Source organism: Gilvimarinus algae (genome assembly GCF_030518215.1).
GTDB classification, from domain to species: domain Bacteria; phylum Pseudomonadota; class Gammaproteobacteria; order Pseudomonadales; family Cellvibrionaceae; genus Gilvimarinus; species Gilvimarinus algae.
Genome location: NZ_JAULRT010000062.1, coordinates 126,354 through 139,832 on the forward strand (window position 1 = coordinate 126,354; position 13,479 = coordinate 139,832).

Annotated in this window: 11 protein-coding genes; 4 read left to right on the forward strand and 7 right to left on the reverse strand. The window is 56.2% G+C overall.

The annotated features are described in order from the left end of the window. Positions 1 to 2: 2 nt before the first annotated feature. From apaG to QWI16_RS15380, 5 genes are read right to left on the reverse strand one after another with little or no spacing between them, the layout of a single operon-like run. Positions 3 to 371 (reverse strand): Co2+/Mg2+ efflux facilitator ApaG/CorD, encoded by a 369-nt coding sequence (gene apaG, locus QWI16_RS15360; protein WP_302714401.1) that lies wholly within the window; start codon positions 369 to 371, stop codon positions 3 to 5. Beyond that, the gene (rsmA, locus tag QWI16_RS15365; RefSeq protein ID WP_302714403.1) at positions 364 to 1,185 is read right to left on the reverse strand and encodes a 16S rRNA (adenine(1518)-N(6)/adenine(1519)-N(6))-dimethyltransferase RsmA; all 822 of its coding nucleotides are present in this window, start codon (positions 1,183 to 1,185) and stop codon (positions 364 to 366) included. Before rsmA ends, apaG begins: the two co-directional genes overlap by 8 nt. Next, positions 1,182 to 2,186, reverse strand: a complete 1,005-nt coding sequence (pdxA, locus tag QWI16_RS15370) for a 4-hydroxythreonine-4-phosphate dehydrogenase PdxA (RefSeq protein ID WP_302714404.1) — start codon at positions 2,184 to 2,186, stop codon at positions 1,182 to 1,184. The genes rsmA and pdxA overlap by 4 nt, the downstream gene beginning before the upstream one ends. After that, complete coding sequence (locus QWI16_RS15375) at positions 2,186 to 3,511, reverse strand: peptidylprolyl isomerase (protein ID WP_302714406.1); 1,326 nt, start codon at positions 3,509 to 3,511, stop codon at positions 2,186 to 2,188. The genes pdxA and QWI16_RS15375 overlap by 1 nt, the downstream gene beginning before the upstream one ends. A gap of 14 nt (positions 3,512 to 3,525) precedes the next feature. Continuing rightward, the gene (locus QWI16_RS15380) at positions 3,526 to 6,018 is read right to left on the reverse strand and encodes an LPS-assembly protein LptD (protein ID WP_302714407.1); all 2,493 of its coding nucleotides are present in this window, start codon (positions 6,016 to 6,018) and stop codon (positions 3,526 to 3,528) included. A 184-nt stretch (positions 6,019 to 6,202) separates the two neighbouring features. Here QWI16_RS15380 and QWI16_RS15385 point away from each other — a divergent pair, with 184 nt between their 5' ends. Both QWI16_RS15385 and murU read left to right on the forward strand, forming a co-directional pair. After that, on the forward strand, positions 6,203 to 7,276 hold the full coding sequence (locus QWI16_RS15385) for an aminoglycoside phosphotransferase family protein (RefSeq protein WP_302714409.1): 1,074 nt from the start codon (positions 6,203 to 6,205) through the stop codon (positions 7,274 to 7,276). Beyond that, positions 7,273 to 7,953, forward strand: a complete 681-nt coding sequence (murU, locus tag QWI16_RS15390) for an N-acetylmuramate alpha-1-phosphate uridylyltransferase MurU (protein WP_302714412.1) — start codon at positions 7,273 to 7,275, stop codon at positions 7,951 to 7,953. The genes QWI16_RS15385 and murU overlap by 4 nt, the downstream gene beginning before the upstream one ends. 37 nt (positions 7,954 to 7,990) lie before the next feature. Here the strand turns inward: murU and QWI16_RS15395 are convergent, their stop codons facing one another. Next, a complete protein-coding gene (locus QWI16_RS15395) occupies positions 7,991 to 9,022 on the reverse strand; it encodes a hypothetical protein (protein WP_302714414.1) in 1,032 nt (343 codons plus the stop codon). Then, a complete protein-coding gene (locus QWI16_RS15400; protein WP_302714415.1) occupies positions 8,997 to 10,418 on the reverse strand; it encodes an MBOAT family O-acyltransferase in 1,422 nt (473 codons plus the stop codon). The genes QWI16_RS15395 and QWI16_RS15400 overlap by 26 nt, the downstream gene beginning before the upstream one ends. 219 nt (positions 10,419 to 10,637) lie before the next feature. Here QWI16_RS15400 and rpe point away from each other — a divergent pair, with 219 nt between their 5' ends. Further along, entirely contained in the window at positions 10,638 to 11,318 is a 681-nt protein-coding gene (rpe, locus tag QWI16_RS15405; protein WP_302715596.1) for a ribulose-phosphate 3-epimerase, read from the forward strand. Positions 11,319 to 11,756: 438 nt separating this feature from the next. Beyond that, positions 11,757 to 13,292: a hypothetical protein gene (locus QWI16_RS15410; RefSeq protein ID WP_302714417.1), complete on the forward strand. Its 1,536-nt coding sequence runs from the start codon at positions 11,757 to 11,759 to the stop codon at positions 13,290 to 13,292. Positions 13,293 to 13,479: the final 187 nt, after the last annotated feature.

Below are 13,479 nucleotides of genomic sequence, written 5' to 3' on the forward strand. Positions count from 1 at the left end.
CTCTAATGCAGTGCGCCCGGACGCACTAGGGCGAAGGCGGGTATGGCAGCTTCAAATTCCTGGCCACAGGGGCGGCGCATATGATAGCTGCCCTCCATGGTTCCACCCTGGGTTTGCAAGATAGCGCCGCTGGTATAACGAAAGTAGCCACCGGGCGGGATGCTCGGCTGTTCGCCCACCACACCTTCTCCTTTCACTTCCTGTACCTGATCTTCGGCATCGGTAATACGCCAGTGTCGGCTGATCAGTTGTGCGCTTTCCTCTCCGTGATTATGAATCGTGATGGTGTAGCGAAAGGCGTAACGGCGCAATTCGGGGGCGGATTGCTCCGGCAGATAGCCGGTTTCAACTTCAATGTCTATATCACTCATCGGCTTGTAACAAATCGTCTATGGCATCGCTCAGGGCAACAAAGTCGGCAACGGACAGCGCCTCAGCGCGTTTGCCGGTATCAACCGGTAAACCGTCCATCTGCTCGGGTTCAAGCAGGGATTTTAACGCATTGCGCAGAGTTTTGCGGCGCTGACCAAAAGCCGCCGCCACCAATTTTTCCAGTGTTGCCACGTTTTTTGCCACGTGGGGGAGCTGATGGTAGGGCTCGAGTCGGACAATGGCCGAGTCGACCTTGGGAGCGGGGTCAAAGGAGCCCGGCGGCACGTCAAACAGCCACGACACCTTACAATAATACTGCACCATAACCGTCAGGCGCCCATAGGATTTTTCGCCCGGCTGCGCAGCGAGGCGCTTAACCACCTCCTTTTGCAGCATAAAGTGCATGTCTTTGACCTGGGCCGCGTAGCTGATCAGATGAAAAATCAAGGGTGTGGAGATGTTGTAGGGCAGGTTGCCGACTATGCGCAAAGGTTTACCTGGCTCCGCCAGCTCGGCAAAATCAAATTTCAGGGCGTCGGCCTGATGCAGGCTAAAACCAGGGTGCTTTTCAAAGCGGACCTTAAGCCAGGGGACCAGGTCGCGGTCCAGTTCAATCACATGCAGGGTCTCGGCGCGCTCGGCCAGAGGCTCGGTCAGGGCGCCCTGACCGGGGCCGATTTCCACCAGTATTTCCCCCGCGCGCGGGTGCACTGAGCGTGCAATCTGGCTAATGATGGCGTGGTCCACCAGAAAATTCTGGCCAAACCGCTTGCGGGCGCGGTGTGGATTGCCCGGGGTTATCGGGTGTTTCATAGTCTGCTCGATTGTCGGGCGCGGGCCATTTGACGGGCATAGTCCAGCGCGGTATCGAGGCTGCCGCCATCGGCCTTGCCGGTGCCTGCCAGATCCAGAGCCGTACCGTGATCGACCGACGTGCGGATAATGGGCAGCCCCAGAGTAATGTTGACCGCTTGGCCAAAGCCCTTGAACTTGAGAACCGGCAGCCCTTGATCGTGGTACATGGCCAGCACCGCATCGGCGCTGTCCAGATGTTTGGGGGTGAACAGGGTGTCGGCCGGAAGTGGGCCGAAAAGCTTCATCCCCTCGTCGCGCAATGCCTGCAGAGTGGGCTCAATAATGTCGATTTCTTCGCGTCCCAGGTGGCCGCTTTCGCCGGCGTGGGGGTTGAGGCCGCACACCAAAATCCTGGGCTCGGCAATCCCAAAATCTTGCACCAGATCGCTGTGCAGAATACGCACAATGCTGTCCAATCGCTCAGCCGTGATGGCACTGGCGACGTCTTTCAGCGGCAGATGAGTTGTCACCAATGCGACTCGCAACCCTTCTGTGGCGAGCATCATCACCACAAGAGGCGTGTGAGTGCGCTCGGCGAGATACTCCGTATGGCCACTGAAGGTGATACCGGCGTCGTTGATAATGCCTTTGTGCACAGGCGCGGTGACCAGTGCGTCAAAGTGTCCGGCCGTGCAGCCGTCGATGGCCGCGTCCAGGGTGTCGAGCACATAGCGGGCATTGGCCGGGTTCAGCTTGCCTGGCTCGGTGGGCGCGCGCAGTGCGACCGGTAACAGGTTGAGCGAACCGGCCGGCGCGGGATCAAAAGCTTGCCCGGCACTGATCAGGCGCACATCAATTGTCAGGCCAAGGGCGTGGGCGCGTTCTTTGAGCAAGTCCGGATCGGCAATGATCACACAGTCGCTGGCATCTCCGCGGGCGGCCAGGCCCAGCACCAAATCTGGGCCGATACCGGCCGGCTCTCCGGGGGTGATGGCAAGGCGCAGGGGCGGCTTGCGCATTAGCTCTCGAGGTCCTTAAGGTCGATAAAAGCGCTTTCTTTGAGCTCGGTTTGCCAGACTTGCAGCTCTTCATTAAAACGGCGCTCGCGCATCATTTGGGCGGCCTTGTTGCGCACCACCAGATCGCTCATGTCTTCCTGCCGGCGGTCCACGACCTGCAGGATGTGCCAGCCGAATTGGCTCTTGAACGGGCCGGTGATTTCCCCGATTTCGGTTTGCGCCATGGCGTTTTCAAAGGCCGGCACGAACATCCCCGGGTTGGCCCAACCGAGGTCGCCGCCTTCGAGCATGGAACCGATGTCTTCGGAGTTTTCCCGAGCCATCTCGGCGAAATCGGCGCCGTCTTCAATTTTTTGTTTTATCTCGGTGAGCTTTTCCTGGGCGGTTTCGTCGTCCATGATCTCGCTGGTTTTAATCAGAATGTGGCGCGCCTTGGTCTGTTGCACCAGCTGCTCGCCGCCGCCGCGCTGCTCGAAGTTTTTCAGCAGGTGAAAGCCAGCACCTGAGCGAATGGGCTCGGAGACCTCACCGACCTCCAGGCCGCTGACGACTTCACTGAACAGTTCCGGCAATTGCGCCAATTTGCGCCAGCCCAGATCGCCGCCGTCCAGAGCCGTTTGGTCATCGGAGTGGCCTATGGCCAGTTGGCCAAAGTCCGCGCCCTCTTGCAGCTGCTGGTAGAGCTTTTCGGCTTCGGCTTTGGCGGCCTCTACTTCCTCCTGGCTGGCGGACGATGAGGCGCTGATCAGAATATGTCCCAGGTGGTAATCCGGTGAGGTGGCAAACTTGCCATCGCTGGAGGCGAGGAAATTGTCGATCTCTTGGTCGGTGACGCGAATACGGCTGTTGACCACCCCCTGCTGGACTTGGTTAAGCAGCAGGTCGCGACGGATTTTTTCGCGCATGTGGGCGAGGGTCATTCCGTCCTGGGCGAGATTGGCGGCCAGCTCGTCCATGGAGCTCATGCCGTTGTTGGCCATAATTTGTTGCAGCGTGTCATTCAGCTGCTGATCGGACACCTCCATCCCATAGCGGGCGGCCTCTTCGAGCTGCAATTGCTCGAGAATCAGTTGGTCCAGAATCTGCTGATCCAGCACATCCATGGGGGGCAGTTGATCATACTGCCCCTGCAGGCGCTGCATGACGGCGCCTTTGCGGGCATCAAATTCACTTTGCAGGACAACGCCGTCGTTGACCACGGCGATCACCCGGTCGAGGATCTGGGTTTCCGCCAGGGCGGCAGGGGCCAGAGCAAGTGCCAGGGCGCCGGCGAGGCCAATGCAGGCCCGGCGCAGAGTAGAGGGTGGTGTGGATGTTGTTTGCATATCACTCACTAAATTTATTGGAAGTTGTCTTCGCGTTCGGCATAGCCAAGCAGGGTTTTGCTCAGCAAGCTGCCTACCCGGTCGCTGATGCTGGCCAGCCCCTTGAGTTGAAGATCGATAAAGTAGCCTCGATCGTAATCGTTGTTTGTCACGGTTTCCAGCTGATTGCCGCTGTTGTAGTCAAAATTCAGCCATTCGCGCCACATCAGGCGCACCCGGTAGCAGCAGTCGTTGTATTCGAGCCCGGCGTAGGTGTCGAGTTCCAGGTCGAAGGTAAAATCGTAGTTGGCCCGGGCAAAAAGGCTCCAGCTGTCGGTCACGGGCACAAAAGCGCCTACATCCAATTGATCCAGGCTGCGGTCGTCCGCCGGGGACGGGTTGAGATCGTTGCCGCTTACCCGGCGCTGGAAACGGTAGGTCAGGCTCAGCAGCCGGTCGGCGTCGTCCGCGTACTGGACGCTGGCACTGGCGCTGGTGAGCTGATGATCGTGCTGGTCATAAAGGGCATCGCCTGAGAGGCGGAAGCGGTCTGAGATCCTTGCACTGATGCGCCCGGCGTATTCCGATTGCCGGTAGCGCTCGGATTCGGGTTGGTTTTCCGGGTCCAGGGCCACGCGGGGCGGATCAAACCGGTAGATCTGCCCGAGGCTGAGTGCCAGACGCTCCTGGCCAGTGCGGGCCGAAATAAAGCGGGTGGTAATGCCGGCACTCAACTGGTTGGCATCGTCGATCCGGTCGCCACCGGTAAAGCGCGTGGTGCGGAACAATTGGTTGTAATCAAATGTGATGTAGCGCGTGTCAAAGGCGATGGGCGCATTGGTGTCGTTGAGCGGCTGGTAGATGGACGAGTGATCCTCGTAGTCACTATAAAAGTAAAACAGCCGCGGCTCGAGGGTCTGTATAAAGCTGCTGCCGCCGAGCTCGCCGAAGCGTTCGAAGAACAAGCCCGCGTCCAGGCTGGCTTGAGGCACGACCAGCGATGGCGAGTCGCTGTGCACCGCAGCGGCTGGCATCGCGCCGCTGGTATCAAAGTCGGCCTGCTGCAGCTGATAACTGAGGGTCTTGACGCCTACCTCGGGGGTGACAAATCCCCACTGCCAGCGCTTGTCCCAGGCAAGGCGATAATCGGTGTTGAGCCGTTCACCCACCACCAGTGAGTCGGTGGGGCGCTGGTAGTGGTTCACCAGGTCAAAGCGCGTGTAGTCGTTGTCCAGCTTCAGCAACCAGTCACCCTGCGCATAGCGGCCGCGTGCATAGAGATGGGGCAGTTCTTTGTAAGGTCTTTGCGATGCTTCGTTCAGGTAGCGAGTTTCTCGGGCGCTGGCCCCCAGATCCCAGTGATCGCTGGCGTAACTGACCGCGCCAAATTTCTGCAGGCTGGACTGGTATTCCACGTCCACATCACTGCTGGTGATATCGCGCAAGTAATCCACATCGCTGACATCGGTGTAGTCGATACGGGTTTTGAGCCTAGATTTGCGCCCGCCGGTCTGCTCGAGCTGAACCAGCCAGCGGTCCTCACCTTTATAGGGGTAGGCTTCTTCTTCGGTCAACTCGCCAGAGGCAATGTCGTTCTCCGCCTGGCGATCGTAGCCGCCTTTGTCATCGGCCAGAAAGGCACCGGACACGTCGGTGGCAAAATAGCTCGACAAGTGACGGAACTCGGCGTCCAGCAGGGTGCCGCGCTTTTCCAGGTAGCGGGGCGTAAAGGTGGCGTCCATTTGCGGCGCAATGTTCCAGTAGATCGGCTGGGCGTACTCCACGCCGTTACTGGTACTGGTGCTGAACGAGGGAAACAACAACCCGCTCTGTCGCTCATCGCCCACAGGAAAAATCATGTAGGGGATGTAGAGCACTGGCACATTCTTGATTTCCAGCCGGGCGTGTTTGGCGGTACCGTAATTTTGCTCCGGGTGCAGTGCGAGCTCGGCGGCCCGCAGACGCCAGAATTCGCTGTCTGGCTCGCAAGTACTGAGGCTGCCGTCGCTGAGTTTGAGAAGCCGCTCGCCGAACTTCTCCAGCCGGCTGGCTTCCCCATGAATCCGCGACTCGTGCAGAACAAACCGGGCGTTATCCAAAGTGGCATCTTCGCTGTGGGTAACCAGGCGGGCACGATCGGCGCGAATGAGCAACCCCTCTTCTCTGAGAGTAATGTCCTCTTCCAGGAGTAATTCCCGGGTTTGTTGGTTGAGTTGCGCTTTTTGCGTCTGCAGTAGCCGAGGCCCTTGACGCAGCTCCACATCCCCCTCCAACGTGATTTCACGCCCGCCGCTGGCACTGGAGCGGTTCGCCCTGACATTGATGGGGGTTTGGTCGAGCGGTGCGGCGTCTTCAGGTGGGGTGTAGGGGCTGATATAGGCGCCGCAACAGCCGGCTGGCAAACGCTCAAGGGCCTCGGCGGGCAACTCGCGGGCCGGTACCCAGTCCATCGGGTGAGCCGTTCGGTCAGTCTGCTCAGCGCGCGCACAGACCGCCGCCAGCACCAGCAGGGCAGTGGAGATTGTCACGGGGGCTGGCGATATGGGGTTTCTTGCGGCCATCAACACTTCTCGGGTTTGCCCAGGGGCGCGAATCAGCGGGCAATTCTACTGTATAAGTGCGCCATTAGACCAATTTGTCGCAGGGTGGTTTGGCTGAATCCTGTATTGCCGTAAAATGTGAGAACAAGTCTATAAAAGGAAACAAGATTTCGTGGTTGCCACCAATCAAGAGCAGGACCAACGCCGGGCGGCTCTAGCCCGGTGGGTGAGCGGCGTGTTGGCCCGCGACTGTCAGCTCGTCGCTCTGGGCGGTGATGCGGGCGCCCGCCGGTATTTCACCCTGGCCCAGCAGCCAGCTCTGCTGGCAGTGGATGCGCCCCCTGAAAGCGAAAATACCGCGCAATTTATGCGCGTGGCAGATATGCTCCGCCAGCGGGGGATACGGGTCCCCGAGGTTCAGGCGGCAGATGCCGAGAAGGGCTTTTTGCTGGTGGAGCATTTGGGGCAGACGCTCCTGGCCGACGCGGTGACAGTCGATACCGCGCCACTGCTTTACGGGGAGGCGCTGTTTACCCTTTTGGGGATGGCCCAGATTCCCACTGCCGGGGCGCAGGTCCCGGTGTATGACCGGGCGTTTGTGTTGCGCGAGCTAGAGATTTTTCGCCAGTGGTTTGTCTCACAGCTGCTCGGCATCACCCTTAGCGATGCTGAGCAGTTGTTGTGCGATAGCCTCTTTGAGCTCCTGGCCCAGGCGGCCCTGACTCAACCCCAGGTTTTTATGCATCGGGACTACCATTCCCGCAATATCCTGCTGCTTGAGCAGCGCCCGGCAGTGATTGATTTCCAGGATGCGGTTATCGGCCCTGTGACCTACGACCTGGTTTCCCTGCTCAAAGATTGCTACCTGAAATTGCCCGCCGCCGATCGGCGGCGCTGGGCTCTCGTGTACGGCGATCTCGCGCGCGATGCTGGTCTGATTGACCCACCTTCAGCCGAGGCTTTTCTGCGAGATTTTGACTGGATGGGGTTGCAGCGCCATCTTAAGGTCCTGGGCATCTTCGCCCGTTTGGCCCTGCGCGATAACAAGCCCCGCTATCTCAACGACTTGCCGCGGGTGCTCGGTTATGTGCTGGAGGTGCTCGATGGCTATACGGAACTGAGCGATTTTGGCCACTGGTTCCGCGCCCGAATCATGCCCGCCTGCGAGCAAAGCGACTGGTTTTTACAATCTGGCTTGCATTCTACGGCTTATCCCGCCCCCGCAGCACAGGGTGAGTCACCATGAAAGCCATGATTCTCGCCGCCGGGCTCGGCAAACGCATGCGCCCGCTGACAGACTCGCTGCCCAAGCCGTTGATAGAAGTGCGCGGCAAACCCCTGATCGCATGGCACCTGGAGCGCATTGCCCGCGCTGGCATTACCGAGGTCGTGATTAACCTCGCCTACCTCGGCCATATGATTCGCGATTACGTTGGCGATGGCAGCCGCTGGGGACTGAGCGTGCATTATTCCGAGGAGCCTGAGCCGCTAGAGACGGGCGGCGCCATAGTGCACGCCTCCGGTTTGCTGGGGCACGAGCCGTTTGTGTTGGTCAATGCCGATGTGTTTACACAATTCGAGATTTTGAAGTTAACTACGCCGGAGCTTCGGCCCGAAGAGATGGGCAGGCTAGTGTTGGTGCCCAATCCTGAGTTCAAGGAGATAGGTGATTTTTCGCTAGCCGATGATGGAGTCTTGCTGCCTTGCGGTGCAGACAGAAATTTCACTTTCGCCGGAATAAGTTTATTGCGCCCAAGCATGATCACCTCATACCCCCAAAGGCGCAGAGTATTTGGTTTAGCGGAAGTGTTTCGCTGGTGCATTTCTCGTCGGCAGTTGACTGGCCTGTTCTATGGCGGGCTTTGGAGCGACGTAGGTACAATCGCCCGCTTAGAAGCTCTTAATTTTCATCAGGCTGAGTGAAAGATGCGAACTCGTGGGCCCGCCCGAGATCGTGCTTCTATTTATGAATTGGCTCAGCTTCAATAAGGCCTGATTCGAGCAAATAGGTTATCAATAGCCTCGTATACTCTGATTTATCCTGCGGGGCTATATGCGACTCGTCTGGCAGCTGAAAACTTTGCATTCCTTGGATGTCGCGGAAACTGACGGTTGTTAGCGAATAACGAGCACTCAGTAAGTCCCAGTATGAACGCCGTGGGTAGGAGTTATCGGCCAGGCTCAATTGTCTGCCGCTTACTGGCGGTTCGTAGATGACTACCTTCCCGCCACGTGCTTCAATGGCTTTCACCCACTGTGGTACATCGGCAATATCGTTTATCCATTTCTCAGGCGTGGGCGGAGGGTGCTTCTCCAAATCCAGCGCTAGGGCTTGGGCAAAGTGCCTTGCCAGGTTTTTGGTGTTTGTGTCTGTAAAATGTATAAGCCCGCTTCTGTCGTCTGCAATTTCTGAGTTGAACTTGAAGGGTTTCGGGGCATTGTCGATTAGGCGGATCGTGGTAGCTGCTGCCCCCATCTCTGGCCTAGCGATTGTGGCATGTTTTTGCCAGACACTTAAAAGTAAGCGATGGAGGTGCCAGCTGGGTGTCCAGCTGTTACTAAAATAGCTGTTATAGCTCTCTTGAGCAGAGTGGTTGTTGTTTTGCAAGCCGCGAGAGTCGATGTCTAAAATGACGGTCGCGTTGAAGTGCTTGTCTGAGGCCAGAGACCTAAGTGTGGCGATAGGATAGCGGCCATTTATGGCTAACATGACCGGCTGGTAGCTTGGAACCATGTCTTCAACGGTGTCTAGATCAATACCGAATTGAGTGCGCGATGCACCAGCAAATACCAGTGCATTGGGTGCGCGCGCTTTACTGCGTTGAATTGACCACAGTTGGGGGGAGTCCAGTAATTGAGGATGATATCCGAGGCTGCGCCACTTAAACTCGATGAAAATAATTATTGCTGCACAGGTGCAAGCGGCCACAGTGGCAATCGTCAGCCACCGGCGTGGGCTGCCCGCCTTAAAACTGGAAGTAGATAAAAGCATGACTTTCTCCGGGGGAAAGAATAATCAGTGCTAGTAAGGCACCTGTCAACAGACCGACTAATACAGTCGGTGTCTTTACAATAACCTCGGCTGCTTGTCTGTCTCCCATGAGCCATTGGCCCGCTATCAGGCCAAGCGCGCTCGTCAGGGCTAGCCACTCAGCGCCAGACATGTCAGTCGTACTATTGAGTAGTTGAGGTAAATCAAAGAGCAGAACTGTGCTGTGTAAGGCCTCTTCAAGGCTGGGTGATCGAAACCAGACCCAAGTGACCAGCACACACAAAAGAGTGCAGAGGCGGTAACACCAGCGGCTCAGTGCCGTATTTTTGATTGTTGTCGGTAAAATAGACCCAAGGGCCCTCTCGAGGATCAACAAAAGCCCATGCAGACCGCCCCAAACGACAAACGTCCAGGCGGCGCCATGCCATAAGCCGCCGATTAGCATCGTCAGCATAAGGTTGCGAGCGGTACGGAATTTGCCCCCTCGGCTGCCTCCCAAGCCAATATATAGGTAGTCGCGCAGCCAGCTAGACAGGGTAATATGCCAGCGACGCCAGAAGTCTGAGAAGCCCAGTGCTGTGTACGGGTTTAGGAAGTTGATGGGCAGGCGAAACCCCAGAATTAATGCCGCGCCCAGAGCGCAGGTGGTGTAGCCTGCGAAATCGCAGAATATTTGTCCACTAAAGGCAAGGGTCGCCACCCAACCTTGTTGAGCCGTTTGGTCGATGGATGCCGAGAAGTAGGCATCGGCCACCGGAGCAAAAATGGTATCGGCCAGGACGATTTTTTCGAACAACCCCAAAATCATTAGACACAACCCCAAGCCTGTACTTGACGTCGTCATGCGCCGAGGTGATTGTATCTGAGACTTCATTTCGCTCCAGCGCACAATAGGTCCTGCCACAAGCTGCGGAAAAAAACTCACGTACAACAAGTAGTCGCGTAAGCTTTCAACCGGGTCAAATTTGCGCCTGTAGATGTCAATACAGTAAGACAGCGAATGAAAAGTATAAAAAGAGATACCTATGGGCAGCACGATGCTAAAGGGCTCTGCCGTCCAGTCCATTCCCAGTGCCTGGGCAGCGTTGGCAAGGCTGCTGCTAATAAAAAAAGCGTATTTGAAGTAAGTCAGCACCCCTAAATTGATAGCGATAATTGCCCATAGCCAATACTTCCTTTTTACCGGGTTGGTCTCCTTCGCTAAAAAACCGGCAAGATACCAGTCCAGAAAGCTGGTGGTGACGAGCAGAGGCAAGAACAGGGGGTTCCAGGCGGCGTAAAATACGTAGCTGCTCAGCAGGAGCAGGTTTTTTCTGTGCCCCCAGTCGCCTACACAGCGGTAACTCAGTGCTACCAGGGCGAAAAAGACAATAAAAGTGAGCGAATCAAACTGCATGGAGCTGGTGTCTTTTCTTTTTATTGGGTTGGAGGGCTTGGATTTGGATTATGGCGGTTACCGTTCAGCGGCCTATTCTAGCAATAGCGGAGCTGTTATGTGAGGCTTTAATCGGCGTAGACATACCGGCCAGCTATTACCGCTGGTCGGCAGAAGCTTGCCGAGGTGACATTTTCGACTAAAAAGTGACAAAATCCAGCTTTTGCCGCTTTATGGGAGATCGCTGTGCCACAACAGGAATTTATCATCGCCCCCTCTGTGCTAAATGCGAATTTCGCTCGTCTGGGAGAGGAGTGTGACACGGTGTTGGCCGCAGGTGGCGACATGATTCATCTGGATGTCATGGATAATCATTATGTTCCTAACCTGACGGTGGGGCCTATGGTCTGTCAGGCGCTGAGAGATTATGGCCTGAAGGCACCCATTGATGTTCATCTAATGGTAGAGCCGGTCGATGCGCTGATCGAGGCCTTTGCCAAGGCGGGGGCCAGCTACATTAGCTTTCACCCCGATGCTACACGGCATCTAGATCGCTCAATTGAGCTGGTGCGAGAATTGGGCTGCCGACCGGGGCTGGTGCTCAATCCTGCTGTGCCCGTGGCTTCCATCGGCCAGGTTTTGCACAAGCTGGATATGCTTTTGTTAATGTCGGTCAATCCGGGTTTTGGCGGTCAGGCGTTTGTGCCCTACGTGCTGGACAAGCTAAAGGAGGCGCGCGCCATGATTGACGCCTCGGGGCATAGTGTGCGGCTGGAGGTTGATGGCGGCATTAAGGTGCATAATATTGCCGATGTGGCTCAGGCTGGTGCGGACACTTTTGTCGTGGGCTCGGAAATCTTTTCCGCTGATGATTATAAGGCGGTTATTGACCGGCTGAAGACCCGTTTGACGCAAGTTTAGGGGGCTTAGCGGCAATGCCCACCCGGGGCTTGACTTGGAACGGATTTCGCTTAAGGTTTGTGGTGTAAGCGCTTGGTTGGGCTGAAAAACTCGGGTGCCAAAAAAGTCCGTGCCGGGGCTTCCCACTGGCGCTGCCAGCAGGTAAACTGCTGGCGTCGATTAGAGGTAGGCTCAGTCTTTGGTTGGTTTGACGTTAAAATCACCACCTGTGACGGCAGTCAAACTTTTTTGTACCGACACAACCCGGCGGCTTCAAGCCTGCTATTTTGCGTTTGTAGGCTATTGTTAAGGCCCAAATGCTGTGGTAAGTTAGAGCGCGATTGGGTGTTCGTAGAGCATCTGGCCGGTCATGTGCTGGTGGTAATCGAGTTTGTAAGGCTGCCCTGCGGCCTGCTAACAGAAAACAATACGATACTTTGTAACTCTAGGAGCTAGACAATGAAGAAAAAACTTCTACCTTTGGCAATGCTGGCGGGGCTGGCTGGTGCAGCGGGTACCGCCCAAGCTGTATACATCAATTCTGATGGCGTTGGTGAAACCTTGATCTACCCCTTCTACTCAGTAGAAGAAGGCCAGAACACCTACATCAACATCACCAACACCACTGAATACTACAAAGCGGTGAAAGTGCGTTTCCTGGAAGGTCAGAACTCTGCTGAGGTTCTCGACTTCAACCTTTACCTGTCTCCCGAAGACGTTTGGACTGGTGCTATTGTGCCGGTTGAAGGTGGTGGCGCTAAAGTTATCACTCGCGACAACTCCTGTACTGTGCCTTGGATTCCGCGTCCGAACGAAGAGAACGAAGTTGACGGCGTAAACTTCCGTACCTTCGAATTCACCGGTGACGGCGGCGACCAGACTGTAGCTCGTACTCAAGAAGGTTACGTTGAAATCATCGAGATGGGTGTGATCCTGGACGCTGACGTTCAAGACGAAATCCAGCACGACGCCAGCGGCATGCCCGGCGACTGTGATGGCCTTCGTGCCCGTTGGTTGACTGCCGGTGTAACCCCGTCTTCTAGCAGCTTGAACTTCGAAAACCCCTCTGACGTTACCGGTACTGGCTTCTGGCTGGCTCCGAACGATCCGAACGTTGGTTTCGCTGATCAAGCTGACCAAGACTCCGAGTACTCTCTGGGTGGTCTTTACGGTTACGGCGTACTGATTAACCCGGCTGAAGGCTCTGGCTCTGCTTACAACGCAGTTGCTCTGGATCAGTTCTTCGGCGCCGCTGTTGTCGATTCAGCTTACCTGCCTCAGCACACCAACCCAGGTACTACCCTGCCGTCTTTGGGTAGTGCTTACGAAGTGGCTCAGGTTATCGATGGCAACACCATCGTTGACGAGCTGATGGTTAACGGTTGGGATGCTGTATCTGCTGTGTTCATGCACGATACACTGTCTAACGACTTTGTACTGGACGCTGCTGTAAGCGCTGACACCGACTGGGTTATCACCATGCCCACCAAGCGTTTCTACGTAAACCAAGGTGATACCGATGGTGATGCGAACCCCGCTCTGCCTCCGTTCACTAATCCTTGGTCAGCTGGCCAAGCCTGTGAAGTGGTTGGCATTGAAGCCTGGGACCGTGAAGAAGCGGTTACTGAGCTGACTGGCGACATCGACTTCTCTCCACGTCCGCCGGCCGGTGAAGGTCCTGATCCGTCTTCTATCTGTTCAGAAGTGAATGTGCTGACCTTTGGCGACGCCTCTGCAGTACATCCTTCTTCACGCATCCAGTACGGTATGCCAGAGCTGGGCTTTGAGAATGGCTGGGTTCGCCTGACTTTCTCTAACGACACCGTTGGTGAGCGTGAGCTGGAGTCTGATAGTGGTGTGATCTTCCAAGGTCTGCCTGTGACTGGCTTCGCGGTTCAGAAGTTCATCAATGGCGCAATGGAAGGCGGCACCCTGGCCAACTACGCGTGGCTGGTGCAGCACAACTACACTCGTGACATTTCTTCTGCTCCGTAAGCTTTACGAAGTAAGTCAAGTGTAGTACCGGAAACGCGGCCTTAGGGCCGCGTTTTTTATTGCCTCTCTGGTTAGAAAATCCCCTCGTTTCTACGTGCGCTCTACGCGCTTGGCTTATGCTCTAAAGATTGATTGCTGTCACTTGGTTGTAAAAAATTGTGCACAAATTTGACAAGCGGTAGTCAAA